General features: G+C 47.4%; 23 protein-coding genes and 2 rRNA genes (1 of these 25 running past the window's edge). 8 read left to right on the forward strand and 17 right to left on the reverse strand.

Going from position 1 to position 24,865, the window contains the following annotated elements:
* The first annotated feature begins 238 nt into the window (after positions 1-238).
* A complete protein-coding gene (locus CBP12_RS08600; RefSeq protein ID WP_086964067.1) occupies positions 239-811 on the forward strand; it encodes a superinfection exclusion B family protein in 573 nt (190 codons plus the stop codon).
* Positions 812-897: 86 nt separating this feature from the next.
* Here CBP12_RS08600 and CBP12_RS08605 read toward each other — a convergent pair whose 3' ends face one another.
* The 13 genes from CBP12_RS08605 to CBP12_RS08665 all read right to left on the reverse strand — a co-directional run bounded on the left by CBP12_RS08605 (position 898) and on the right by CBP12_RS08665 (position 11,058).
* On the reverse strand, positions 898-1,359 hold the full coding sequence (locus tag CBP12_RS08605; protein ID WP_086964068.1) for a methylglyoxal synthase: 462 nt from the start codon (positions 1,357-1,359) through the stop codon (positions 898-900).
* A gap of 178 nt (positions 1,360-1,537) precedes the next feature.
* The gene (locus CBP12_RS08610) at positions 1,538-1,729 is read right to left on the reverse strand and encodes a bacterioferritin-associated ferredoxin (RefSeq protein ID WP_086964069.1); all 192 of its coding nucleotides are present in this window, start codon (positions 1,727-1,729) and stop codon (positions 1,538-1,540) included.
* Between the two features lie 122 nt (positions 1,730-1,851).
* On the reverse strand, positions 1,852-2,289 hold the full coding sequence (locus CBP12_RS08615) for a TIGR01244 family sulfur transferase (RefSeq protein WP_086964070.1): 438 nt from the start codon (positions 2,287-2,289) through the stop codon (positions 1,852-1,854).
* Between the two features lie 141 nt (positions 2,290-2,430).
* Complete coding sequence (gene tuf / locus CBP12_RS08620) at positions 2,431-3,615, reverse strand: elongation factor Tu (protein WP_086964071.1); 1,185 nt, start codon at positions 3,613-3,615, stop codon at positions 2,431-2,433.
* Between the two features lie 61 nt (positions 3,616-3,676).
* Complete coding sequence (gene fusA / locus CBP12_RS08625; protein WP_086964072.1) at positions 3,677-5,779, reverse strand: elongation factor G; 2,103 nt, start codon at positions 5,777-5,779, stop codon at positions 3,677-3,679.
* A gap of 74 nt (positions 5,780-5,853) precedes the next feature.
* Positions 5,854-6,324 (reverse strand): 30S ribosomal protein S7, encoded by a 471-nt coding sequence (gene rpsG, locus CBP12_RS08630; protein ID WP_086964073.1) that lies wholly within the window; start codon positions 6,322-6,324, stop codon positions 5,854-5,856.
* Between the two features lie 85 nt (positions 6,325-6,409).
* Positions 6,410-6,784 (reverse strand): 30S ribosomal protein S12, encoded by a 375-nt coding sequence (gene rpsL / locus CBP12_RS08635; protein ID WP_086964074.1) that lies wholly within the window; start codon positions 6,782-6,784, stop codon positions 6,410-6,412.
* A 150-nt stretch (positions 6,785-6,934) separates the two neighbouring features.
* Positions 6,935-7,219, reverse strand: a complete 285-nt coding sequence (gene tusB, locus CBP12_RS08640; RefSeq protein WP_086964075.1) for a sulfurtransferase complex subunit TusB — start codon at positions 7,217-7,219, stop codon at positions 6,935-6,937.
* Between the two features lie 12 nt (positions 7,220-7,231).
* Positions 7,232-7,588 (reverse strand): sulfurtransferase complex subunit TusC, encoded by a 357-nt coding sequence (tusC, locus tag CBP12_RS08645; protein WP_086964076.1) that lies wholly within the window; start codon positions 7,586-7,588, stop codon positions 7,232-7,234.
* Between the two features lie 50 nt (positions 7,589-7,638).
* Complete coding sequence (gene tusD / locus CBP12_RS08650) at positions 7,639-8,025, reverse strand: sulfurtransferase complex subunit TusD (RefSeq protein ID WP_086965490.1); 387 nt, start codon at positions 8,023-8,025, stop codon at positions 7,639-7,641.
* Between the two features lie 67 nt (positions 8,026-8,092).
* Positions 8,093-8,476, reverse strand: coding sequence for a RidA family protein (locus CBP12_RS08655; RefSeq protein ID WP_086964077.1), 384 nt, complete (start codon positions 8,474-8,476; stop codon positions 8,093-8,095).
* A gap of 369 nt (positions 8,477-8,845) precedes the next feature.
* The gene (ilvN, locus tag CBP12_RS08660; RefSeq protein ID WP_086964078.1) at positions 8,846-9,340 is read right to left on the reverse strand and encodes an acetolactate synthase small subunit; all 495 of its coding nucleotides are present in this window, start codon (positions 9,338-9,340) and stop codon (positions 8,846-8,848) included.
* On the reverse strand, positions 9,340-11,058 hold the full coding sequence (locus CBP12_RS08665; RefSeq protein WP_086964079.1) for an acetolactate synthase 3 large subunit: 1,719 nt from the start codon (positions 11,056-11,058) through the stop codon (positions 9,340-9,342). Before CBP12_RS08665 ends, ilvN begins: the two co-directional genes overlap by 1 nt.
* A 793-nt stretch (positions 11,059-11,851) precedes the next feature.
* Between CBP12_RS08665 and leuA the strand changes: the two genes are divergently transcribed.
* The 4 genes from leuA to leuD are packed head-to-tail and all read left to right on the forward strand — an operon-like array spanning position 11,852 to position 16,529.
* The gene (leuA, locus tag CBP12_RS08670; protein ID WP_086964080.1) at positions 11,852-13,417 is read left to right on the forward strand and encodes a 2-isopropylmalate synthase; all 1,566 of its coding nucleotides are present in this window, start codon (positions 11,852-11,854) and stop codon (positions 13,415-13,417) included.
* Between the two features lie 2 nt (positions 13,418-13,419).
* Positions 13,420-14,520, forward strand: coding sequence for a 3-isopropylmalate dehydrogenase (gene leuB / locus CBP12_RS08675; RefSeq protein WP_086964081.1), 1,101 nt, complete (start codon positions 13,420-13,422; stop codon positions 14,518-14,520).
* A complete protein-coding gene (gene leuC, locus CBP12_RS08680) occupies positions 14,520-15,917 on the forward strand; it encodes a 3-isopropylmalate dehydratase large subunit (protein WP_086964082.1) in 1,398 nt (465 codons plus the stop codon). Before leuB ends, leuC begins: the two co-directional genes overlap by 1 nt.
* Before the next feature lie 12 nt (positions 15,918-15,929).
* Positions 15,930-16,529 (forward strand): 3-isopropylmalate dehydratase small subunit, encoded by a 600-nt coding sequence (gene leuD, locus CBP12_RS08685; protein ID WP_086964083.1) that lies wholly within the window; start codon positions 15,930-15,932, stop codon positions 16,527-16,529.
* Between the two features lie 345 nt (positions 16,530-16,874).
* On the opposite strand, the gene CBP12_RS08690 is transcribed toward leuD, so the two are convergent.
* Positions 16,875-17,162, reverse strand: a complete 288-nt coding sequence (locus tag CBP12_RS08690; protein WP_232455045.1) for a PilZ domain-containing protein — start codon at positions 17,160-17,162, stop codon at positions 16,875-16,877.
* A 163-nt stretch (positions 17,163-17,325) separates the two neighbouring features.
* On the opposite strand from CBP12_RS08690, the gene thiB reads away from it, so the two are divergent.
* From thiB to thiQ, 3 genes are read left to right on the forward strand one after another with little or no spacing between them, the layout of a single operon-like run.
* Complete coding sequence (thiB, locus tag CBP12_RS08695; protein WP_086964085.1) at positions 17,326-18,303, forward strand: thiamine ABC transporter substrate binding subunit; 978 nt, start codon at positions 17,326-17,328, stop codon at positions 18,301-18,303.
* A complete protein-coding gene (thiP, locus tag CBP12_RS08700; RefSeq protein WP_086964086.1) occupies positions 18,303-19,904 on the forward strand; it encodes a thiamine/thiamine pyrophosphate ABC transporter permease in 1,602 nt (533 codons plus the stop codon). The genes thiB and thiP overlap by 1 nt, the downstream gene beginning before the upstream one ends.
* Positions 19,888-20,586 (forward strand): thiamine ABC transporter ATP-binding protein, encoded by a 699-nt coding sequence (gene thiQ, locus CBP12_RS08705; protein WP_086964087.1) that lies wholly within the window; start codon positions 19,888-19,890, stop codon positions 20,584-20,586. Before thiP ends, thiQ begins: the two co-directional genes overlap by 17 nt.
* A 19-nt stretch (positions 20,587-20,605) precedes the next feature.
* Here the strand turns inward: thiQ and CBP12_RS08710 are convergent, their stop codons facing one another.
* From CBP12_RS08710 to CBP12_RS08720, 3 genes are all read right to left on the reverse strand, one after another.
* Positions 20,606-21,985, reverse strand: a complete 1,380-nt coding sequence (locus tag CBP12_RS08710) for a PhoH family protein (protein WP_086964088.1) — start codon at positions 21,983-21,985, stop codon at positions 20,606-20,608.
* 443 nt (positions 21,986-22,428) lie between these two features.
* Positions 22,429-22,543 (reverse strand): 5S ribosomal RNA (gene rrf, locus CBP12_RS08715).
* A gap of 164 nt (positions 22,544-22,707) precedes the next feature.
* Positions 22,708-24,865: ribosomal RNA gene (locus CBP12_RS08720) — 23S ribosomal RNA — on the reverse strand; it runs 734 nt beyond the window's last position.

The following is a 24,865-nucleotide window of genomic DNA, read 5'->3' on the forward strand; positions in this document are numbered from 1 at the left end:
AACATAAAACACACACAATGTTAAGAACTTTTGTATACTCTTTACGTTAAGGTAATGTATAAACAGCACCACTGACTGAGTCTTTTTATTCTTTATGCTCTAGTGAGTGCGCTGCCTTAAGTGGCTAAAAGACGGCAACAGGACGCTAATGGCATGTATCTTGCTAAACGCTGTACAGCACCACGCAGATATGAGAACGGCAACAGTTCTCAACGTGCATCTTATACCGGAGAATTTCATGTGGGATTTAAGACAAATTTCGTCCTTTAATCGCTTTATGTGTTGGCTGTTATTAAGCTGCACCTTAGTGAGTGCCTTACCTGCTAGCTGGTTTTCTGGCGCTTTCGGCCTGTGGCTTCGCGATTATCGGTTAGTTTTTATTTTAGGCATGGTAGGTGCAGGCTCTTACTTCTTATCTCACGCCGCTGTGTTGGCCTTTCAATACGTGTTTTATCGCAAGCAGCGTTTAATGCAAGAGCGTCTTTTAAAAGAATTACTCGATTACTTAGATGCTAATGAAAAAGCGGTGTTACGCGAATTTGTGATCCAACGAAAAAGCGTCATAAAATTGCCAGTCACCGAGCCTGCCGTCAAAAATTTGCTCGAGCAAGGCATTCTGACTTATGCCTTTGGTGAACCAGGAGAGGCCGGTTTAAATGCCATTAAGCCGTTGATGATCGCCATTGCGGCGCGCCCTTTGCTTACCTTTAAAGTGTTGGGCCTAAATCCGGCTAATATGACCGACGAGCAAAAAAACCTAATCATGAACAACCGACCAAAATATGCTTATAAGCAATTAGATAGGCATTAGACGAAAACCAGCCTTACGTTATAAGCCGTACGCCATACGACAAAAACTAAAAACGTAGGGCGTACCGCGTAAGGCGTTGTTAACCGCTATTCCTTGGTTCTCTCGGCCAAGTAGCCTTCGTAGTCAGGCACGCTTATACTAAAATCCTTACTCATTTGCATGCTGTCCATCAACATATCAGCGGTGGCCATATTGGTCGCCACTGGAATATTCCAGACGGTGGCTAAGCGTAATAAGGCTTTTACATCAGGATCATGAGGTACGGCATTTAGCGGATCCCAAAAGAAAATCAAGACGTCTATTTTTCCTTCGGCAATTAAGGCCCCCAGCTGTTGATCTCCGCCCATAGGGCCAGACATTAAACAGCGCACCGGTAAGCCCACTTGGCGGCTTAGCATAGTGCCGGTGGTGCCGGTCGCATAAAGATGGTGCAACTTTAAGGCTTCGGCACGCCGTCCTACCCAGTCTAATAACTGGCTTTTCTTATGATCATGCGCCACAAGAGCGACATTTTTATGAGCAGGCAGAGTGCGAAAGGTTTCTTTCATCGGTATGTGAGTCCCTATAACAAGCGAGCCCCATACTAGCGAACTATCGGTGACAAAGAATAGCCTTGTGCACAAATAAAGTACGCAAATGAGGGCGGTGGATCATAGGCACACTCAAAGCCCCCAATGGGGCCAGACTGTAAGCAAAGCTAAGGAAAGGTGTAACGGGAGGAAGCGGCTAAGCCACTTGGTAGTAAGGTGCGGTCTTGGCGTTTTCTTCGGCTAAAATTGCCATGGCAACGGGTACACACTTACCACACTGTGAACCGACGGCCAGTTCTTGTTTTAACTGTTTAAATTCATTGCCACCGCTGGCTATTGCCTCTCGTAACTGGCTATCAGTAATACCTTTGCATAAACATACATACATAGCTCACCTCCTCGCATCAATGAGGCAAATCTAAATGATATTAGTTATCAATGCAAGTCAGATATGCTTAAAAATTAACTAATTTGTGGCCAACCACTTATTTTCAGGTTTTATTAACTCCCTTAAGCGGGTTGATAGAGGCGATTCAATTCAGAAGTCAATCCAGATAAATCATAACCTGCGGCTTTAGCCTGTTGTATCAGCTGGCTACTGGGCGTATGTTGAGCTTGAGTCAGTGCCCACAGCGAGATAGAGCGCATGCCGCTTCGACAAAAAGCTAATACCTTGCGCTGTTGCTGCTCAGCCTGCCTAAGTAGCTCGGCAAAATCACTCACCTGCGCTTGGCTAAGCTCGCCTGGAGTAATGGGTAGCCAATGCCACTCTAACCCTAGCGCCCTAGCCTGCTCGTTCAGGCTCTGCGCTGTGGGCTGCTCGCTAGCCTCACCATTAGGCCTATTACAGATAACAGTGTCATAGCCGGCATCTTTTAGAGCAATAAGATCGTCGTTGTTAATTTGGCCTGCCACCGAGAAAGAAGGGGTCAGTGATTTAATCTCCATAAATGCCTCTTATTAAGTTAAAAATCCGTTAAGCGCTAAATTAAGCTATAGCGCATCTTAAACATTAGAAAAAACTAATTATTGATGTCAGGCATAAAAAAAGGAGGCCTAAGCCTCCTTTTTTATTAGTGTATAGCGTTATTAAGCAATGATTTTTGCAACAACACCAGCACCAACAGTACGACCACCTTCACGGATAGCGAAACGCAGGCCATCTTCCATCGCGATAGGCGCGATCAAAGTAACAACCATGTTTACGTTATCACCAGGCATTACCATCTCAACGCCTTCTGGCAACTCGATGGTACCGGTCACGTCAGTAGTACGGAAGTAGAACTGTGGACGGTAGCCTTTAAAGAAAGGAGTGTGACGGCCGCCTTCTTCTTTTGACAGAACATAGATTTCTGATTCAAAAGTAGTGTGTGGCTTGATTGAGCCTGGCTTGGCTAGAACCTGACCACGCTCAACGTCTTCACGCTTGGTACCACGCAGCAGAACACCTACGTTCTCACCGGCACGACCTTCGTCAAGCAACTTACGGAACATTTCAACACCAGTACAGGTGCTCTTAACGGTGTCTTTCAGACCAACGATTTCGATCTCTTCACCCACTTTGATGATACCGCGCTCAACACGACCAGTTACAACAGTACCACGGCCTTGGATTGAGAATACGTCTTCGATTGGCAGCAAGAAAGCACCGTCAACCGCACGCTCTGGATCAGGGATGTAAGAGTCTAATGCGTCAGCCAACTCAAGGATCTTGGCTTCCCACTCAGGCTCACCTTCCAGACCTTTCAGTGCAGAACCTTGGATTACTGGCGTGTCATCACCTGGGAAGTCGTACTCAGACAACAACTCACGGATTTCCATTTCAACCAGTTCCAACAACTCTTCATCGTCAACCATGTCACATTTGTTCATGAATACAACGATGTATGGAACGCCAACCTGACGTGCCAACAGGATGTGCTCACGAGTCTGTGGCATAGGACCATCAGTAGAAGCAACAACCAAGATAGCGCCGTCCATTTGAGCAGCACCAGTGATCATGTTTTTAACGTAGTCAGCGTGACCTGGGCAGTCAACGTGTGCGTAGTGACGAGCTTCAGTATCGTACTCAACGTGAGAAGCGGCGATGGTGATACCACGTGCTTTTTCTTCAGGAGCGTTATCGATCTGTGCGTAGCCGCGAGCGCTACCGCCCATTTTCTTAGCTAATACAGTAGTAATAGCTGCAGTCAGCGTAGTTTTACCGTGGTCAACGTGGCCGATAGTACCTACGTTTACGTGTGTTTTTACGCGTTCGAATTTTTCTTTAGACACGGACTAGTCCTTCCTAGTTTGTTCCCACTTCATTTTTGTAAGCGGGGAGTTTAAACAAAGATTAATAACCTTTACGAGCAGCAACCAGTGCTTCAGCCATGCTTGCAGGTACTTCGGCGTACTTATCAAACTCCATAGAGTATGAAGCACGACCTTGCGACTGTGAACGCAGATCTGTAGCGTAGCCAAACATTTCCGACAGCGGGATCACGGCGTTAATTACTTTGCCTGACGAGCCATCTTCCATGCCTTCGATGATACCACGACGACGGTTAACGTCACCGATTACATCACCCATATAGTCTTCTGGCGTCTCTACTTCAACCTTCATTACCGGTTCAAGTAACACGGGGTCGCACTTCATGAACCCTTCTTTAAACGCCATTGAACCGGCGATTTTAAAGGCCATTTCTGAAGAGTCAACATCGTGATAAGAGCCATCGTATAGTGTGACCTTGATATCTTCAATCGGATATCCGGCCAATACGCCCTGTTTCATCTGTTCTTGAATGCCTTTATCTACCGACGGGCAGTATTCTTTAGGAATAGCGCCCCCGATGATTGCATTCTCAAACAGATAACCTTCACCGGGCTCGCGAGGCTCAATTTTAATCCATACATGACCAAATTGCCCCCGACCACCCGACTGGCGGACGAACTTCCCTTCTTGCTGAGCACTAGAGCGAATCGTTTCGCGATAGGCCACCATGGGTTTACCCACGTTAGCTTCAACACTAAACTCACGCTTCATGCGCTCTACTAAGATATCTAGGTGCAGCTCACCCATACCGGCAATAATGGTTTGACCGGATTCTTCATCGGTATGAACGCGAAAAGACGGATCTTCTTGCGCCAGACGTCCCAAAGCCATGCCCATTTTTTCTTGGTCAGCTTTAGTTCTAGGCTCTACGGCCACAGAAATAACTGGCTCTGGAAACTCCATGCGCTCTAAAATAATAGGTGCGCTAGGATCACACAGGGTATCCCCTGTTGTCACATCTTTTAAACCGATAGCCGCGGCGATGTCACCCGCACAAACGGATTTAATTTCTTCTCGTTTGTTAGCGTGCATCTGTACGATACGACCAAAACGCTCACGTTTACCCTTAACTGAGTTCATCACGGTATCACCGGTGCTAATAACACCCGAATAGACGCGGAAAAAAGTTAAGTTGCCCACAAAGGGGTCGGTTGCCACTTTAAACGCCAAGGCGGAAAAAGGGGCTTTATCGTCGGCAGGACGCGTATCTGGCGTCTCACCGTCGAGTTTAAGACCAGTAATGGCATGAACTTCTACTGGCGAGGGTAAATAGTCGACCACTACGTCTAGCATGGCTTGCACCCCTTTATTTTTAAAGGCAGTACCGCACGTCACTAGAATAATTTCGCTATTTAACACTCGTTGGCGCAAAGCGGCTTTAATTTCAGCTTCGCTTAGCTCTTCGCCTTCCAAGTATTTGTCCATCAGTTCTTCATTGGCTTCAGCCGCAGCTTCTACCATGTTCTGACGCCATTGTTCGGCTAACTCTTGCATCTCGGCTGGAATGTCGTGATATACAAAAGTTGTGCCGTGATTTTCTTCATCCCAGTCAATGGCTTTCATTTTAACTAGGTCGATCACGCCTTTAAAATCTTCTTCGGCACCGATCGGCAATTGCACAGGAACAGCTTCGCCTTTAAGGCGGCTCTTGATCTGGCCAACTACACGCAGAAAATCAGCACCGGTACGGTCCATTTTATTAACGAACGCAATACGCGGTACTTTATATTTATTTGCCTGACGCCATACGGTTTCAGACTGCGGCTGAACGCCACCAACAGCACAGTAAACCATGACAGCACCGTCGAGTACGCGCATAGACCGTTCTACTTCAATGGTGAAGTCAACGTGGCCGGGCGTATCGATAATGTTGATCCGATGCTGTGGATATTGGTGCTCCATCCCATCCCAAAAACAGGTGGTGGCGGCAGAGGTGATAGTAATACCACGCTCTTGTTCCTGCTCCATCCAGTCCATGGTAGCGGAACCTTCATGAGTCTCACCAATTTTATGGTTTACGCCAGTATAAAACAGCACCCGCTCAGTAGTGGTGGTTTTACCAGCGTCGATGTGAGCACTAATACCAATGTTACGGTAGTACTCAATTGGAGTTGTACGAGCCACAATAAGATCCTCTTTCTAAGGTCAATGCCCTTAGTAAGTAATAAACAAGGAGCGCAAACTGCGCTCCCAGCAAATTACCAGCGGTAGTGTGCAAACGCTTTATTTGCTTCAGCCATGCGGTGCACGTCTTCACGCTTCTTAACCGCAGAGCCTTTGTTGTCAGCTGCATCAAGCAACTCGCCAGCCAAACGCTGAGCCATAGACTTCTCGCCACGCTTACGTGCAGAGTCTACTAACCAACGCATGCCTAAAGCATTACGACGGACTGGACGTACTTCTACTGGCACCTGGTAGGTAGAACCACCTACGCGGCGTGATTTAACTTCAACTGTAGGACGAATGTTTTCTAAAGCTTCTTCAAACAGCGCCAGATGCTCTTTACCACTCTTAGTGGCAGCAGCTTCAAGGGCGGTGTAAACGATAGCTTCAGCAGTAGATTTTTTACCATCTACCATCAGGATGTTTACAAATTTTGCCAGCAAATCGGATCCAAACTTTGGATCTGGTAATATTTTACGCTGGCCGATAACGCGACGTCTTGGCATTGAAAATTCTCCGTAACTTCAGGGATAACCCAAAACACAATAGTGTTATTGAATAAAATGTTTGGCCTTACTTAACAGAGAACTATTAAGACTTGGGCTTCTTAGCGCCGTACTTAGAACGACCTTGGCGACGTGCACTTACACCTGAGGTGTCCAGTGCGCCACGCACGGTGTGATAACGCACACCTGGTAAATCTTTAACACGACCGCCACGGATCAGTACCACAGAGTGCTCTTGCAGGTTGTGGCCTTCACCACCAATGTATGAGTTAACCTCAAAACCATTGGTCAAGCGTACACGACATACTTTACGTAATGCAGAGTTAGGCTTCTTCGGGGTGGTGGTATATACACGGGTACATACGCCGCGTTTTTGCGGGCACGATTCCAACGCAGGTACGTTGCTTTTGGCAACAGCTATCTTGCGCGGTTTACGAACCAGCTGGTTAATTGTAGTCATTAACAGCTCCTGAAAATATATCGTTCTACAGTTGTGAAAAACGGTCCTCAAAAAGCGAGGACGCAAAATTCTATGCTTGCTGGTGCTGGGAGTCAAGACGTATACCGCTTTAGCGGTACAATTTATATGCACTCTTTGCCAAGCGCAGTTCTACCAAGCGTGCGGGCTGCCCCACTTAGCCACTAGATCGACCCAGTCAGACATAGTGATGGGGATCCCCATTACATGGCGTAAGCCGCGGGCTTGCAGATCGGCTTGCATCACATATAAGCGCCCTTGTTCAGCCAGCGGCTGTAAGTGGCACTGCCACTGCGCTACAGTGACAGCTATTACGCCATCTTGCCAGAGCAACAATCGATCTTGCTCTTGTAGCTCTGCTAAGGCGTGAGCCAGCGCTTGGTGACTAAAAGGAGAATTTTTTACAGTATGCAGCATGCTCACTTCCCTTTAAAAACTTAGTCTGACGGTGAAGTTCGCTAAGTGCTGTTGCCACTCGGGTGGAGAAAGCACCTGAGCGGGAATACTGAGTTGCTCGCTACTAATGCCTCGCTCTGTTAATGAGTGCTGACAGACATACACTTGTTCTATATCGTATAACTCCAATAGGCCAAAGGTCGGCGCATAATGACGAGCTAAAATAGCACTGGGATCTTGTGCAGTTAATAACTGATAAACACCATCGTGACTAAAGAATACGCCTATGTCTTCACTTAAGGCTGACGTGGCCAACAGCGCATCTAGCCCTTCTCGACCCGAAGCTGAGCCATGAGGAGGGGTGCGAAACATAAACGCCAGCTTATTCATTGTATGCTCTCATTATTGTTTGCCTCGCTCACTGTTTGTTGGCGTCGTCGTTAAAATTGTACCACGCGATCGGCTGTTAACGCCGCCTTAGCCAGCTCACCTAGGCCACTCAAATAAAAAGGCTCATTAAGATTCCAATGAGTAAGTTTGGCTTGGCTAGCGCTCATTTGGTCGCACACCCCACGGCGCAGCCCTGCTGCTACGCAAACTTCTAAGCGTATCTTTTGTTGAGTAGCCAGCTCCACCCACGCCTGTTGCAAGTTAGTTTCATCACTTGCAGGCAACACTAAACTATTGCCATTAGTGACGCCGGCTTGGTAAAAAAAGATGCAACTTAAGACATGGCCCTGCGCAATCACCGCTTGCGCAAAGCGATAGGCGTCAGCCGCCGCTTGGCTACCATAACAAGCACCTGTCACTAATAAAGCAAAGCTCAGCTTCTGGTTTGATACGGGCGCAGGCCTTTTATTAGCTATCGGCGCCGAGACTGGCTTATCTGCCGGCTTAATCGAAGTAGGCAATGGCTTCCACTTCCACTAACACGTCTTTAGGTAAACGCGCCACTTCCACACAAGAGCGCGCGGGAGCACCGAGCGTAAAGTAGCTGGCATAGACTTCGTTAAAACGTAAAAAGTCATTAATGTCTTTTAAATAACAGGTAGTTTTAACTACGTGAGTCGCATCGGCGCCAGCCGCCGCTAAAATGGCCATTAAATTGTCCATGACTTGTTTAGTTTGTGCTTCAATGCCGCCCGCAACTATGTCCATGGTGGCGGGATCCAATGGAATCTGACCCGAGGTGAATAACATATTGCCTACCCGAGTGGCTTGTACATAAGGGCCAATAGCAGCGGGAGCGTGCTCGGTCGCGATAATAGTTTTAGTCATGAAATCTCCGGTTGTGAGAGCGAGAGTGCTAAGTCATCGCAGTATTTGATACAAATTAGTGGTATATAAAAATAGACAGGCTGCTCAGCGATATAAAAAGGCAATCCTTGACAGTTAAGCCAGCTATTAAGCAACCACTGGCTAAATGGCAGTACGTCTGTGTATTTTTCTATTATTTTACAGGCAAGGATTGCTAAGCTGTGCCGATTTTCAACGGCTGGGTTAAGAAGTCAACTTATTTTGTGCGCTAACTTTCTCTCTTAGCTAACCCCTCTCTTTGCCAACAACACCAGCAATAACGGACTGTGCAAGCGGCTTTTTTCAATAAAAAAACCGCCCGAAAGCGGTTTTAATATCAGGTTGGTGCCCTTAAGGGCGCAGCGATTTCTCGCCGCGAGAAATGCCACACACGCCACTGCGCACCACTTCTACCACTTCAGTACTTTCACTCATATTACGAATAAAGGCATCGAGCTTATCGCTGGTGCCCACCAACTGTACTGTGTACAGATGCGGCGAGACATCAACAATTTGACCGCGAAAAATATCGGCAGTGCGTTTTACTTCATCACGATTTGCCCCATCGGCTCGCACTTTAACTAACACAATTTCTCGCTCAATATGATCGCCTTCGCTTAGCTCATTTACTTTTAGCACGTCGACCAACTTATTGAGCTGTTTCATGATTTGCTCAATTTGGCGCTCATCCCCGCCCGTGACAATAGTCATGCGCGATAAAGTAGGATCGTCGGTGGGTGCCACGGTTAAGGTTTCGATGTTATAAGCGCGCTGAGAAAATAACCCAACCACACGACTCAAGGCACCGGATTCGTTTTCCAGTAGCAAGGATATAATACGTCGCATTAAGTTCTCTCCGTTTTGCTTAAATACATGTCATCCATGGCGCCAGTTTTAATTTGCATGGGGTAAACGTGCTCTTCAGGGTCGATAAGGATATCCATAAATACCAGCTTATCTTTCATGGCAAAGCACTTCTCTAATGCTGCATCCAGCTCTTTAGGATCAGACACTCGGATCCCAACATGACCATACGACTCAGCCAGTTTGACGAAATCAGGTAGTGAGTCCATATAAGAGTGACTTTCTCGTCCTTCATAGAACATTTTTTGCCACTGCTTCACCATCCCCAAAGAATGGTTATTGAGAGAAATTATCTTCACCGGTAAGTTGTACTGCATACAGGTAGACAGCTCTTGAATATTCATCTGAATAGAGCCATCCCCCGTCACACAAATAGAAATCGCATCGGGGCAAGCCATTTGCGCGCCCATAGCCGCCGGCAAACCAAAACCCATGGTGCCAAGCCCACCGGAATTAATCCATTGGCGAGGTTTATCAAAAGGATAATACAGGGCGGCAAACATTTGATGCTGGCCTACATCAGAGCTGACAATGGCCTTGCCTTCGGTGATGCGATAAACAGACTCAATCACCTGTTGCGGTTTAATATATTGTTCACTCTTGGCGTAATCTAAGCACTTTTTTGCGCGCCATTCATTAATTTGTGCCCACCAATCGCTCATAGCCTGGGCGTCAGTGTTTAAATCTAGCTCACGGATCACGTCCAGCATCTGCTCGAGTACTGCATCTGCTAAACCGACAATTGGAATGTGCGCTTTAATATTTTTCGATACTGAAGTGGGGTCAATATCCACTTGGGCGATAGTCGCGTCGGGGCAAAACTTAGCCACATTATTAGTGACGCGGTCATCAAAGCGCGCCCCTATGGCGAGGATAAAGTCTGAGTTATGCATCGACTTATTCGCTTCATAGGTACCGTGCATCCCCAACATGCCTACAAATTGTGGATGAGTACCTGGCATAACCCCTAAGCCCATTAAGGTGTTAGTCACGGGCAGATTAAACTTCTCTGCCAGCTTCACCACCAAGGCGCTCGCTTCTGCGGTAACAGCGCCGCCACCCACATACATAATGGGGCGCTTAGCTGCAGCAAGCGCTTGCATGGCTTTTTTAATTTGTCCTTTATGACCAGTGCTGGAGGGACTATAAGAGCGCATCGCGACTGAGTCTGGGTAGACATAGGGATGTTTTTCTAACGGGTTTTGCACGTCTTTTGGCAAGTCAATCACCACAGGTCCCGGACGGCCACTGGCAGCGATATAAAACGCTTTCTTAATGGCTAAGGGAATATCCGAGGCTTTCTTACAGATAAAGCTGTGCTTCACGATCGGGCGAGAAATACCCAGCATATCGGTTTCTTGGAAGGCATCATCACCAATATAAAAAGTCGGCACCTGGCCTGACAATACCACCATAGGAATAGAGTCCATGTAGGCGGTAGCAATACCCGTAATACAGTTAGTGGCACCGGGGCCTGAAGTGACTAATACCGTACCTACTTTACCCGTAGCACGGGTATAGCCATCGGCCATATGCACGGCGGCTTGTTCGTGGCGCACCAACACATGCTGTATTTTACTGTTTTCAAATAAGGCGTCATAGATATCAAGCACTGAACCGCCGGGATAGCCGAACAAATGTTCAACCCCCTGATCTTCCAGCGCTCGTACAACCATTTGCGCGCCTGATAACATCTCCATGATAAGCCCTCCAGGCTTTGTTCTATTTGCTGTGCGACTGGACATGAGGCAGCAGTGCGCACAGCAAATAGCTTTTATCTGTATAAAAAACGCTTCTGCTTGATGAAATAAATAAGCAGAAAAGGGGAAGAAAATCACCTTAACCTGCTTTAAATCCCTTGTCCACGAGCTTTATAAAAAGCGGTGATGATTGATTATCTCAGCATTCGGGCAAAGGGATAAGCATAAAAATTGTCACTAAATTTATTAGTGAAATAACTGAGTCTGTTTACAAGGCTAGCAGTTCATCGACACAGCGTCACATACTTAGCAAAAAATTGAGCGCAACCGACCCTTTTAAAGGGCACTCACCTTGGGGCGTTAGCAAATTCAGCTAATAAAAAGCGGCAATCGAACATCTTTTCGCGGGCGGCTTTTTGGGATCCCCTCTGCACATGCAGCACAAACTCTCACTTCAAACCCAAACAGCAGAACAACTATTCAACCTTGTCTAAAACAGCAACTTATCTGGCTAATAAGTACCGGATTTACGACCACAATCAGGTTGACGTGGTGATCGTTTGTCGTTATTGCTATACTCTTATCTAAGAAAATTCATCGGTGATGGGTGCTATGTTCAAAAACCTGCAACTACTACTATTACTCCCTCTCTTGGCGCCTTCGCGCACGGGTCGGTGGTAGCTGGAGTCTCTCATCCACATCTAACCATAAAAAACCCGTGCAAGCGCACGGGTTTTTTATTGTCGCAGGCGGCAAATAGAACACTCTCTGTACACATTACGAGGAAAGCGACATGTCGAACCAAGTTATAATATTCGATACCACTTTGCGAGACGGCGAACAGGCGCTTTCCGCGAGCCTTACAGTAAAAGAAAAGCTACAAATCGCTTATGCACTAGAACGCCTTGGGGTCGATGTTATGGAAGTAGGCTTTCCTATTTCCTCGCCCGGTGACTTTGAGTCGGTGCAAACCATAGCCCGCCATATTAAAGACAGTCGGGTATGTGCTTTATCTCGCGCTTTAGAAGCCGATATTGATGCCGCCGGTGAAGCTTTAAAGGTTGCAGATCAGTTTCGCATTCATACCTTTATCTCCACTTCTGATATTCATGTGCAAAGTAAATTACGCAAAGGTTTTGATGACGTTTTAGCCATGGGCGTGCACGCCGTAAAACACGCCCGACGCTACACCGATGATGTAGAGTTTTCCTGTGAAGATGCCGGCCGTACACCTATCGATAACTTATGCCGCATGGTTGAAGCGGTAATTAAAGCCGGGGCCACCACCGTCAATATTCCTGATACCGTGGGTTACACTGTGCCCAGTGAGTTTGGCGGCATTATCCAGACCTTATTTAATCGAGTCCCTAATATCGATAAAGCGGTGATTTCCGTTCACTGTCACGATGACTTGGGCATGTCGGTCGCTAACTCCATTGCCGCTATACAACATGGCGCTCGCCAAATTGAATGCACGATTAATGGCATTGGTGAGCGAGCAGGGAACTGCTCGCTCGAAGAGATTGCCATGATCTTGAAAACGCGCAGCGAGCTGCTGGGCGTGCACACCAACATTAAGCATCAAGAAATTTATCGTACCAGCCAGTTGGTGCGTAACTTATGCAACATGCCCGTGCAGCCCAACAAAGCCATCGTCGGCGCGAATGCCTTCTCTCACTCTTCGGGTATTCACCAAGATGGGGTGTTAAAAAGCAAGAACACTTACGAGATCATTACTCCAGAAAGCATTGGCTTACAAAAAAATGAGCTCAACTTAACCTCGCGCTCTGGCCGCCATGTGATCAAGCATCGGATGAGCGAAATGGGCTATAGCGAGCAAGACTATGAACTCGATGCCTTGTATGAAAGCTTCCTCGCACTCGCCGATCGTAAAGGCCAAGTCTTTGATTACGATCTCGAAGCCTTAGTCTTCTTTAGCCAAATTCACGAAGAACCCGAGCAGTTCAAATTAAAGTACGTCAGTGTACAATCTGGTAGCAATGTGATGGCGACCGCCAGCGTACGTATGGAAGTTGGTGGCGAAGTGATTAACGAAGCGGCGGTAGGTAATGGCCCCGTCGATGCCGTGTACCAATGTATTAATCGTGTTACTGGCTACGATATCCGCGTGGATAAATATGAATTAAAGAGCAAAGGCGAAGGTAAAGACGCCTTAGGTCAAGTGGACATAGTGGCCGAATATAAAGAGCGGATGTTCCATGGTATGGGCTTGGCGACAGATATAGTAGAATCATCAGCCCAAGCTTTAGTGCATGTTATTAACAGCATTTGGCGTGCCGAGCAGGTCGCAGAAAAAAAAGAAGCTATTCAAAAGAAAATTCGCATGGAGACAGTGTGAGCATGAGCGCAAATTACAAGGTCGCAGTATTGCCAGGAGACGGCATAGGCCCAGAAGTGATGGCAGAAGCCCTCAAGGTATTAGACAAGGTGCAAAGTGAGTTTGGCTTTAGCCTAACCTACAGTCACCACGATGTGGGTGGCGTTGCTATCGATAATCATGGCACTCCCCTGCCGGCGTCAACCTTAGCAGGCTGTGAAGAAGCCGATGCGGTGTTATTTGGCTCAGTTGGCGGCCCTAAGTGGGAGCACTTAGCGCCAAATGATCAGCCAGAGCGCGGTGCTCTGCTGCCGTTGCGCGGTCATTTTAAGCTGTTTTGTAATATGCGCCCCGCTCGTATCTACCAGGGTTTAGAAGGTTTCTCGCCATTGCGTGCCGACATCAGCGCCCGTGGCTTTGATATCGTCTGTATGCGTGAGCTCACTGGCGGTATTTACTTTGGCCAACCAAAAGGCCGCGAAGGCGAAGGCGCCCAAGAAAAAGCCTTTGATACCGAAGTGTATCACCGCTTTGAAATTGAGCGTATTGCACGCTTAGCTTTTGAAGCTGCCCAAGGGCGACGCAAAATAGTGACTTCTGTGGATAAAGCCAACGTCTTGCAAGCTTCTATCTTGTGGCGTGAAGTGGTGATTGAAGTCGCTAAAGACTACCCAGATGTGACGTTAAATCATATTTACATCGATAACGCGACTATGCAGCTGATTAAAGACCCCGCACAGTTTGACGTTATGCTGTGCTCTAACTTGTTTGGTGACATTATCTCCGATGAAATGGCGATGCTCACCGGCTCCATGGGCTTATTACCTTCGGTCAGCTTAAATGATCAGGGCTTTGGCTTATATGAGCCCGCCGGTGGCTCTGCTCCCGATATTGCTGGCAAAGGCATAGCTAACCCTATTGCACAAATTCTATCCGCCGCCCTAATGCTGCGTTATAGCTTTAAGCTAGAAGAAGCAGCACAGGCTATCGAGCGCGCAGTGAGTGAAACCTTAGCTGAGGGTTTCTTTAGCGGTGATTTGTTCAGTAGTGAGGCTAAACACCCGGTGCAAACTACGGCGCAAATGGGCGAGCACATTACCAACCGCATTCGGAGAGCAAACTAATGTCTAAAACGCTGTATGAAAAAGTCTTTGATGCGCATTTAGTGCGCGATGAAGCCGGCGAAACCCCCTTACTTTATATTGACCGCCATTTAGTGCACGAAGTGACCTCACCGCAAGCCTTCGATGGTTTACGGGAAAAGGGCCGCAAGCTGCGCCGCCCCGATCGCACGTGGGCGACCATGGATCATAACGTCTCTACCGAGACCAATGACATTGCCGCTTCGGGTGAAATGGCGCGCATCCAAATGGAAACGTTGGCTAAAAACTGTGAAGAGTTTGGCGTGCCCTTGTATGACTTACACCATAAGTATCAAGGCATAGTGCATGTGATTGGCCCCGAGTTAGGTTTAACTCTGCCCGGTACCACTATCGTGTGCGGCGACTCCCATACCGCTACCCACGGAGCCTTTGGTGCTTTAGCGTTTGGTATTGGCACCTCAGAAGTTGAACATGTAATGGCCACCCAAACCCTAAAGCAGGGCCGCGCCAAAACCATGAAAATCCAAGTAAATGGCGCGCTTAAGCCCGGCATTAGCGCCAAAGACGTGGTATTAGCCATTATCGGTAAAGTAACCCACGCCGGGGGTACCGGTTATGTGGTGGAATTTTGCGGTAGTGTCATTGAAGCGCTGTCTATGGAAGCGCGCATGACCATTTGTAACATGGCTATTGAGCTGGGTGCTAAAGCTGGTTTAATTGCGCCTGACCAAACCACCTTTGACTACTTAAAAGACAAGCCATTTGCCCCTAAAGGGGAAGAGTGGGAAAAAGGCGTGGCTTATTGGCAGACCTTGAAGTCTGATGCCGATGCTAAGTTTGATGCCGTGGTTGAACTGGACGGTGCCGATATTGCACCGCAAGTCACTTGGGGCACTAATCCAGGGCAAGTAATGGCCATTAACGCCACGATTCCTGTACCTGCAGAGATGACGGACGGTATCGAGCGCCACACTGCAGAACGCTCATTAAAATACATGGCCTTAGAAGGCGGTACTAAGCTGACTGACGTTAATATCGATAAAGTCTTTATTGGCTCTTGTACTAACAGTCGTATTGAAGACTTACGTGCTGCAGCCGAGATTGCCAAAGGTCGTAAAGTAGCCGCTGGCGTACAAGCACTGGTGGTGCCGGGCTCTCAGCAGGTAAAGGCTCAAGCCGAAGCAGAAGGCTTAGATAAGATTTTCTTAGACGCCGGCTTTGAATGGCGCTTACCCGGTTGCTCTATGTGTTTAGCCATGAATAACGACCGTTTACTGCCCGGCGAACGTTGTGCTGCCACCAGTAACCGTAACTTTGAAGGCCGCCAAGGCCGTGGCGGACGCACTCACTTGGTGAGCCCAGCCATGGCGGCTGCCGCTGCGGTATTCGGTCACTTCGTCGATATTCGTGATTTATAAGGGGTTGTTAAGATGAGCGGATTTAAGCAATTAACCGGTATTGCCGCCCCGTTAGATGAGGCGAACGTTGATACCGACCAAATTATTCCTAAGCAATTTTTGCAAAAAGTGACGCGTTCGGGCTTTGGCAAGCATTTGTTCCATGACTCACGCTTCTTAGATGACGCCGGCGAGCAGCCCAACCCCAATTTTGTGCTTAACCAAGCACCCTTTGATAAAGCGGTGATTTTGTTAGCACGTGAAAACTTTGGTTGTGGCTCGAGCCGTGAACACGCACCTTGGGCCTTAGCCGACTTTGGTTTGCAAGCCGTGATCGCACCAAGCTTTGCCGATATTTTTTATGGTAATGCCATTAACAATGGCATGGTGCCGGTAAAATTAACGGATACCGAAATGGATGCGCTGTTTACTTATGTACAAGCCAATCCTAATGCTCCAGTGACGGTAGATTTAGAAGCACAGCAAGTGCGCGCGGGCGAGCTTAGCTTTTCATTTGAAATTGATGAATTTCGCCGCTATTGCTTATTAAATGGCTTAGATAGCATTGGACTGACCTTACAGCATAAAGAGCAGATCGACCGCTTTGAAGCCGAGCAACCTAGCTGGCTATAAGATGTTTTAGCCCATACAACAACGCCGACGAATGTCGGCGTTTTTATTGCTCTAGCTACAACAACTGACGTTTAAGTGTTTCAGTTAACAGAGCCTTATTGCTTGGCGTTTTCTCTATCATCACAATGCCCGTGGATGATCATTGATGAGCCTAGTTTGATGCTTCTTACTAAAGCCGTAATCCGCGATCCGAGACAAGGAGCGTCTCGAAAAAGATAATACGCGCTGGTTTCAAAATAGCGAAACTATACAGGCTATTATTGACCTGCTGTAGCGCCGCCCTATCTCACAGGCTACTGAAATATCTAAGCTTACGGAGCACTTGCTTTAGCTGCGCTCATCAGATTAGCGAACTTGAGTTAAGGAGAGTCCTACCAGATCCTGACTACCTTGATTATCAACTCTTATCACCTCGGCATTCGCTTTTAAGGGCGGCACTTGAGCATTCGCGCCCGGCATAACTAACTGCCACTGCTCACCTACTTGGCACTGGCCGCTGGGTACTTCCATTAATGCACCTAGCGCGCTGAGATTGCGACACACGCCCTCAATTTGCTGATCTCCCTTAGCTAAGTGCGCAGTGGTGTTAATTTGCATACGGTTAAAGTCGCGTTGTTCTTCATTAGCTAACATAATACTTCACCTGTTTAAAATTACGTTTCCTTCGGAAACTGGTTTAGCTAAAACAATAGCCATACAATGACCAAGACACGTTGAACAATATAAAATTATCTACTCGCGTTTTATGTAACGTATTTTTGGTAGGCAGCTTACTATCTTTTACTCGGAGTACTCAGTGTATAAATTTTTAGGGCTAGTGCTATTACTTATTACCGCCCCTGCACTATCGAAAACATTAACCATTTATACCTATAGTTCATTTGCTTCCGATTGGGGGCCTGGCCCCGCTATTAAAAAAACCTTTGAAGCCCAATGTCATTGCCAATTACAGCTTGTAGCGCTTGATGATGGTGTTGCTATCTTGAATCGCTTACGCCTAGAAGGCAAACGTAGCAAAGCCGATATTATTTTAGGACTAGATAATAGTTTATTAAGTACGGCTAAAGACACTGGCCTATTAGCTCAGCACCAAGTTGAACTCCCTAAACTTAATCTCCCTAATGGCTGGCACGATGATACCTTTTTGCCTTATGACTACGGCTACTTTGCATTTATTTATAATGCCGAGCAACTTAGCCAGCCTCCTCATAGTTTTGCCGAGTTACTTGAGCGCCCAGAATTAACCCTACTCTATCAAGACCCTCGTACTAGCACTGTGGGCCAAGGCCTGATGCTATGGGTACAAACGCTCTATGGCGAGCGTGCAGCCAGGGTGTGGCAAAATCTGGCTAAGCGCACGGTTGCCGTCACCAAAGGTTGGAGTGAGTCGTACGGGATGTTTTTAAAAGGCGAAGCCGATCTGGTGTTATCTTATACCAGCTCACCGGCTTATCATCTTGAGATAGAACAACAAACACAATATCAAGCGGCCAACTTTAGTGAAGGACATTACCTTCAAGTTGAGGTAGCGGCCATGCTCAAAGCCAGTAAAGAGCCCGCACTAGCACGCCAGTTTTTGACCTTTATGCTCAGCCCTGATTTTCAACAGCATGTTGCGCAAGGTAATTGGATGTTCCCCGTCATTGATACTGAGCTGCCCGATAGTTTTACTACCTTGATCACGCCTACACCTAGCTTGAGCTTAGATTCTGAGAAAATACGCTTACATCGTAGCCATTGGCTAAAAGAATGGCGCAATAGTGTGCTTCAATAATGAAAATTGGTGGATGGTGGCTACCGGGTAGCATTAGTTTATTGGGGATGGTGCTGCTCACACTCGCCCCTATTACGGCGCTACTTATCCAGACTCAGCACCATGAATTAGCGCCGCTAGCCAGTGATCCTTATTTACGCCATCTTATATGGTTTAGCTTTTATCAAGCCCTCCTTTCTACGTTACTGAGTGTGCTATTAGCTATTCCTCTGGCTCAAGCCTTATCTCGACGTCGCTTTATCGGTCGCCATCTATTGCTACGTCTATTTGGTTTATCGCTAGTGTTGCCCGTTATTTTAGTGGTCTTTGGTCTAATCACCGTTCATGGCCGTCAAGGTTGGATCAATCAAATATTAGAGGCATTGGGATTTGAGCCGTTGAGCTATCTTTATGGCTTAAGTGGCATCTTATTAGCCCATGTGTTTTTTAATATGCCACTGGCAGCTCGGGTATTACTGCTGGCTATTGAGTCTATTCCCCCTAGCCAATGGCGAATTGCTCAGCAGTTAGGATTTAATCCATGGCATGTTTTTGTTCAACTAGAATGGCACGCTCTTCGTCTTGCGTTACCCGCCTTAGCTAGCATGATTTTTATGCTGTGCTTCACAAGCTTTGCCACCGTTATGGCCTTGGGCGGTGGACCTAAGTCGACCACCTTAGAGGTGGCAATTTATCAAGCTATTCGTTTTGATTTTGACTTGCCTTATGCCGGTATGCTGGCTTTATTACAGCTCCTATTTTGCAGTACCTTTTTGGTTTTACAATATCACTTTACGCCAGTTAATAGTGCAAACTCGGCTCCACTCACCACTGTATTGCGCCCAGACCGAGATATTTTAGCCTTAAAATTATGGGATAGCGTTATTCTGATAATATGTTTAGCGTTATTTTTACCCCCTTTACTCGCTATTATTAGTAGTGGATTAAATGCCAAATTACTTACGGCTTTTAGCTCTAGTGTCTTATGGCGTGCGACCTTCACTTCTTTAGCTATCGCCACCGGTGCTGCGCTTTTGGCATTGTTATTCACTACCAGTTTATTATTCACCAGTCGTCATCTAAGGCTGCAATTAAACCGACGTTTTATAGCAAACTTAATGGAAGCCAGTGGTTCAGCAATTTTAGTATTACCGGCGGTGGTGCTCTCAACAGGCTTATTTATATTATTACGTGATATTAGCGATGTTTTTTCTCTTGGCCCACTCTTAGTGTTACTCGTTAATGCACTCATGGCACTCCCTTATGGTCTTCGCACCTTACAGCCGCCCATGGAAAGCGTGAGCCTTAATTATTATCAATTAAGCGAAAGTCTAGGTATTACAGGTTGGCTACGCCTTAAGCTAATTGAATGGCCGTTATTAAGAAAACCGCTCGCATTAACTTTTGCCTTAGCGATGATGCTATCTCTGGGCGACTTAAGCGCTATTGCGCTCTTTGGTAGTCAGTCATTACAAACACTGCCTTGGTTGCTTTATCAACAGCTAGGTAACTATCAAATGACAGAAGCCAGTGCTACAGCGCTGATTTTACTGAGCTTAAGTGTGGGATTATTTAGCTTAATTGAGGGCGTATTAGGAGGGAAAGATGTTAGAGCTGTGTAATGTGTCAACAACCTATCCTGAGCTCACGCTGAATTTTAATGTTATCGCAAAACCTGGCGAAATTACGGCGCTCATTGGCCCAAGCGGTGCTGGCAAGTCTACTCTATTGGCCTTAATAGGCGGCTTCGCTCATATAGATGCGGGGGATGTTTTGTTTAATGGTTCAAGTATTAAACACTTATCTCCGGCGCAGCGCCCTATTACCACGCTTTTTCAAGAACATAATTTATTTTGGCACTTAAGCGTTTATCAAAATATTGCTATTGGGCTTTCGCCTTCGCTTAAACTCAGCGTTCAGCAACGAGACCTCATTGCTCAGGTCGCCCAGCAAGTCGGCTTAACGCCACTGCTAAAGCGCATGCCTAACACGCTATCTGGTGGGCAACAACAAAGAGTGGGGTTAGCTCGAAGCTTAGCCCGCCGTCGTCCTATCCTGCTCCTCGATGAGCCTTTTTCCGCACTCGATCCGGCACTACGCTTTGAACTATTAACCCTACTGCGTCGCCAAACCGATGACTTACAACTGACCTGCTTACTTGTTACCCATCATCCCGAAGAAGCGGCTAGAGTAGCCGATGCCTTGGTCTTTATCGACCAAGGCCAAGTAATAGAACAAGGGACCAAAGAGCTGCTCACTGCTCCCCAGAGTGATGCGCTTAGCGCATATTTAGGTCAACATTAATGGCTAACTAAAGTAAGTCCTAAAGATTTTCCTCGGCAAAGGCTGCTAGGCGACTGCGCATCACTCCATTTAAATAGACATTAGCACTGCCTTCAAAGTCTTTAAATCGCTCTACTATATAAGTTAAACCAGAAGTGACCGGCGTTAGATAATTAGAGTCAATTTGCGCTAAGTTCCCCGAGCACACTATTTTAGTCCCTTCCCCACAACGGGTAATAATCGTTTTTAATTGTGATGCTGTTAAATTTTGACATTCATCCAACAACACAAAGGTGTTTTGAATACTGCGCCCTCGCATAAAGTTAACTGACTTAAACTGCACATTGGCTTTATCCATAATATATTTTAATGAGCTGTCCATGCATTCGTCTTGTTTATGTAATACTTCTAAGGTATCCGTGATGGCGGCTAACCAAGGGGCCATTTTTTCTTCTTCGGTACCCGGTAAAAAACCGATACTTTCTGCTATTTCTGGCGTATTTCGAGTGACGATGACTTTATCGTAAACACCTCTTTCAATGGTCATCTCTAATGCCGCAGCCATGGCCAGTAGTGTTTTACCACTGCCCGCAGGCCCGGTTAAAATAACTAAGTCAATCGCGGGATCTAATAAGGCATCGAGTGCCATGGCTTGATAAATATTTTTAGGTTGAATACCCCAAGCCTTACGTCCAAGCATGCGCTCACGACCTAAATCAACAAAACGGATTTTATTAGGTAGCTTTTCTAACACCCGTCCGGCAAAGTCATCGGTATCATCTATTAAATATTGGTTAATATGAGCGCCGGGTAACAGCTCATCAGCTACCGTATGGATCACCTCTCGGCCTTGCGTTTCACTGTCACACTCACCTACTCGCTCCCAAAAGCTATTTTCTTGATGGTAAAACCCTTTAGCTAATAGCCGAATATCATCCACTAACTGATCAGAGCGATAATCCTCGACTTGCTGCAAGCCAGCGCCTTTTGCTTTTAAGCGCATGTTAATATCTTTGGTAACTAAAACTGTTTTACTATCGGGGCAGTGATGTTGCAGGTATAAGGCGGTATTGATAATACGATTGTCGGCTTCATCATCTGTAAAGGTGGCATAGCCTTCAGGTAGGTGCTTATCAGTAACGATAGCAATTCGCCCACTCTCACTTTCATTATTAGGATTAAGTGCAACACCGGCGATAATTTCTTCAGGCGTGGCATCGTGAAAAAGACTCTCTAGCGTTCTAATGGCTACTCTGGCATCTCGACTGACATCTTTTTGTCGGTCTTTAATACGATCTAGCTCTTCCAGTACCGTCATAGGGATCAAGACGGTGTGTTCATCAAAAGAGTAAATAGATAGCGGCTCATGTAAGAGCACATTGGTATCCAGAATAAAGCGCTTACGAGTATTATCATCCATAGATTTACTCCCTTGGCCTCAAGCCTTATTGGCCACCATTAGGTGGCGAGACGTCGCACTCCTCAGTTACTTAACGCTATGACGTTTAAAGATACTCGGCAAGATTAAGCTAACATCAAGAGCTTAAGAATGCGCTCTTACTCACCAATTGCGAAAATAAAATAAAAAGTCCATCGTTCCTGCTAGCAAGGATCTTCAAACGAAAAAAAGCCCGACTCTTTCGAGTCGGGCTTTTTAAATTTGGCGCCTAGCGTGGCCCATGCCCTCGCAGAGCGAGGGTCGCGCAGCACTAAAAAAGCGATGCTTTTTCCGGGCGTGCTACGCCCTACTTTCACAGTAGAGCCGTCGCTACGCTCCACTTTATCCACCTTGCCAGGTGAAATGAGTGTCTCGAAAGCATAAAAAAAGCCCTTCACATCAGCGAAGGGCTTTTTGAATTTGGCGCCTGGCAGTGACCTACTTTCACATGGCAGCTGCCACACTATCATCGGCGCGGCTGCGTTTCACTACTGAGTTCGGCATGGGTTCAGGTGGTTCCACAGCGCTATGGCCGCCAGGCATAAATGGTATCTGGAAAGCGACCGCCAGGGATGGCGGAAGTACAGAAAATGCATGGAGCAATTTTTCTGCCTGATGTTTGGTTATCGTACTGTTGAGTACGGTAATCTGAATAATTTGTTTGTTGCTCTTGCGCGCAAGGTCTCACACTTCTTGGGTGTTGTATGGTTAAGCCGCACGGGTCATTAGTATTGGTTAGCTCAACGCCTCGCAGCGCTTACACACCCAACCTATCAACGTCTTAGTCTCAAACGGCCCTTTAGAGGGCGTAAAGCCCTTGGGATGACTCATCTTGAGGCTCGCTTCCCGCTTAGATGCTTTCAGCGGTTATCGATTCCGAACGTAGCTACCGGGCAATGCATCTGGCGATACAACCCGAACACCAGGGGTTCGTCCACTCCGGTCCTCTCGTACTAGGAGCAGCTCCTCTCAATCATCCAACGCCCACGGCAGATAGGGACCGAACTGTCTCACGACGTTCTGAACCCAGCTCGCGTACCACTTTAAATGGCGAACAGCCATACCCTTGGGACCGACTTCAGCCCCAGGATGTGATGAGCCGACATCGAGGTGCCAAACACCGCCGTCGATATGAACTCTTGGGCGGTATCAGCCTGTTATCCCCGGAGTACCTTTTATCCGTTGAGCGATGGCCCTTCCATACAGAACCACCGGATCACTATGACCTACTTTCGTATCTGCTCGACCTGTCCGTCTCGCAGTTAAGCTGGCTTATGCCATTGCACTAACCGTACGATGTCCGACCGTACTTAGCCAACCTTCGTGCTCCTCCGTTACTCTTTAGGAGGAGACCGCCCCAGTCAAACTACCCACCAGGCACTGTCCGCAACCCCGATAAGGGGCCTACGTTAGAACATCAGACATACAAGGGTGGTATTTCAAGGATGGCTCCACGGCGACTGGCGTCACCGCTTCACAGCCTCCCACCTATCCTACACATGTAGGGCCAATGTTCAGTGCCAAGCTATAGTAAAGGTTCACGGGGTCTTTCCGTCTAGCCGCGGGTATACGGCATCTTCACCGCAAATTCAATTTCACTGAGTCTCGGGTGGAGACAGCGTGGCCATGATTACACCATTCGTGCAGGTCGGAACTTACCCGACAAGGAATTTCGCTACCTTAGGACCGTTATAGTTACGGCCGCCGTTTACTGGGGCTTCAATCAAGAGCTTCACCCGAAGGCTAACCCCATCATTTAACCTTCCAGCACCGGGCAGGTGTCACACCGTATACGTCCTCTTGCGAGTTTGCACAGTGCTGTGTTTTTGATAAACAGTTCCAGCCACCTGGTCACTGCGGCTGACCCAAGCTCCATCCGCAAGGGATTTCACCTGTTTCAGCGTACCTTCTCCCGAAGTTACGGTACTATTTTGCCTAGTTCCTTCACCCGAGTTCTCTCAAGCGCCTTAGTATTCTCTACCCGACCACCTGTGTCGGTTTGGGGTACGATTCACGTGCATCTGAAGCTTAGAGGCTTTTCCTGGAAGCGGGGCATCAATGACTTCACCGCCGTAGCGATTTCGTCTCAGGTCTCAGCATTGAGCGTCCGGATTTACCTAAACACCCTGCCTACACCCTTTCACCAGGACAACCAACGCCTGGCCCATTTAGCCTTCTCCGTCCCCCCATCGCAATGCACGTCAGTACGGGAATATTAACCCGTTTCCCATCGACTACGCCTTTCGGCCTCGCCTTAGGGGTCGACTCACCCTGCCCCGATTAACGTTGGACAGGAACCCTTGGTCTTTTGGCGTGGAGGTTTTTCACCCCCATTATCGTTACTCATGTCAGCATTCGCACTTCTGATATCTCCAGCATGCTTCACAACACACCTTCGCAGACTTACAGAACGCTCCCCTACCACGCACTCTAAAAGAGTGCATCCGCGGCTTCGGTGCATAGTTTAGCCCCGTTACATCTTCCGCGCAGGCCGACTCGACCAGTGAGCTATTACGCTTTCTTTAAATGATGGCTGCTTCTAAGCCAACATCCTGGCTGTCTGAGCCTTCCCACTTCGTTTCCCACTTAACTATGACTTTGGGACCTTAGCCGGCGGTCTGGGTTGTTTCCCTCTTCACGATGGACGTTAGCACCCACCGTGTGTCTCCCGGATAGTACTTTGCGGTATTCGGAGTTTGCATAGGGTTGGTAAGTCGGGATGACCCCCTAGCCTAAACAGTGCTCTACCCCCGCAAGTATTCGTCCGAGGCTCTACCTAAATAGATTTCGGGGAGAACCAGCTATCTCCCGGTTTGATTGGCCTTTCACCCCCAACCACAAGTCATCCCCTAATTTTGCAAC

Origin of the sequence: Oceanisphaera avium, from assembly GCF_002157875.1 — a bacterium.
Classification (GTDB): Bacteria; Pseudomonadota; Gammaproteobacteria; order Enterobacterales; family Aeromonadaceae; genus Oceanimonas; species Oceanimonas avium.

Bases quoted from the DNA above. Each gene is read 5' to 3' on its own strand.
- CBP12_RS08600 (WP_086964067.1), top strand. From the start codon at position 239: ATGTGGGATTTAAGACAAATTTCGTCCTTTAATCGCTTTATGTGTTGG.
- CBP12_RS08605 (WP_086964068.1), bottom strand. From the start codon at position 1,359: ATGAAAGAAACCTTTCGCACTCTGCCTGCTCATAAAAATGTCGCTCTT.
- CBP12_RS08610 (WP_086964069.1), bottom strand. From the start codon at position 1,729: ATGTATGTATGTTTATGCAAAGGTATTACTGATAGCCAGTTACGAGAG.
- CBP12_RS08615 (WP_086964070.1), bottom strand. From the start codon at position 2,289: ATGGAGATTAAATCACTGACCCCTTCTTTCTCGGTGGCAGGCCAAATT.
- rpsG (WP_086964073.1), bottom strand. From the start codon at position 6,324: ATGCCAAGACGTCGCGTTATCGGCCAGCGTAAAATATTACCAGATCCA.
- rpsL (WP_086964074.1), bottom strand. From the start codon at position 6,784: ATGACTACAATTAACCAGCTGGTTCGTAAACCGCGCAAGATAGCTGTT.
- tusB (WP_086964075.1), bottom strand. From the start codon at position 7,219: ATGCTGCATACTGTAAAAAATTCTCCTTTTAGTCACCAAGCGCTGGCT.
- tusC (WP_086964076.1), bottom strand. From the start codon at position 7,588: ATGAATAAGCTGGCGTTTATGTTTCGCACCCCTCCTCATGGCTCAGCT.
- CBP12_RS08655 (WP_086964077.1), bottom strand. From the start codon at position 8,476: ATGACTAAAACTATTATCGCGACCGAGCACGCTCCCGCTGCTATTGGC.
- ilvN (WP_086964078.1), bottom strand. From the start codon at position 9,340: ATGCGACGTATTATATCCTTGCTACTGGAAAACGAATCCGGTGCCTTG.
- CBP12_RS08665 (WP_086964079.1), bottom strand. From the start codon at position 11,058: ATGGAGATGTTATCAGGCGCGCAAATGGTTGTACGAGCGCTGGAAGAT.
- leuA (WP_086964080.1), top strand. From the start codon at position 11,852: ATGTCGAACCAAGTTATAATATTCGATACCACTTTGCGAGACGGCGAA.
- leuB (WP_086964081.1), top strand. From the start codon at position 13,420: ATGAGCGCAAATTACAAGGTCGCAGTATTGCCAGGAGACGGCATAGGC.
- leuC (WP_086964082.1), top strand. From the start codon at position 14,520: ATGTCTAAAACGCTGTATGAAAAAGTCTTTGATGCGCATTTAGTGCGC.
- leuD (WP_086964083.1), top strand. From the start codon at position 15,930: ATGAGCGGATTTAAGCAATTAACCGGTATTGCCGCCCCGTTAGATGAG.
- CBP12_RS08690 (WP_232455045.1), bottom strand. From the start codon at position 17,162: ATGTTAGCTAATGAAGAACAACGCGACTTTAACCGTATGCAAATTAAC.
- thiP (WP_086964086.1), top strand. From the start codon at position 18,303: ATGAAAATTGGTGGATGGTGGCTACCGGGTAGCATTAGTTTATTGGGG.
- thiQ (WP_086964087.1), top strand. From the start codon at position 19,888: ATGTTAGAGCTGTGTAATGTGTCAACAACCTATCCTGAGCTCACGCTG.
- CBP12_RS08710 (WP_086964088.1), bottom strand. From the start codon at position 21,985: ATGGATGATAATACTCGTAAGCGCTTTATTCTGGATACCAATGTGCTC.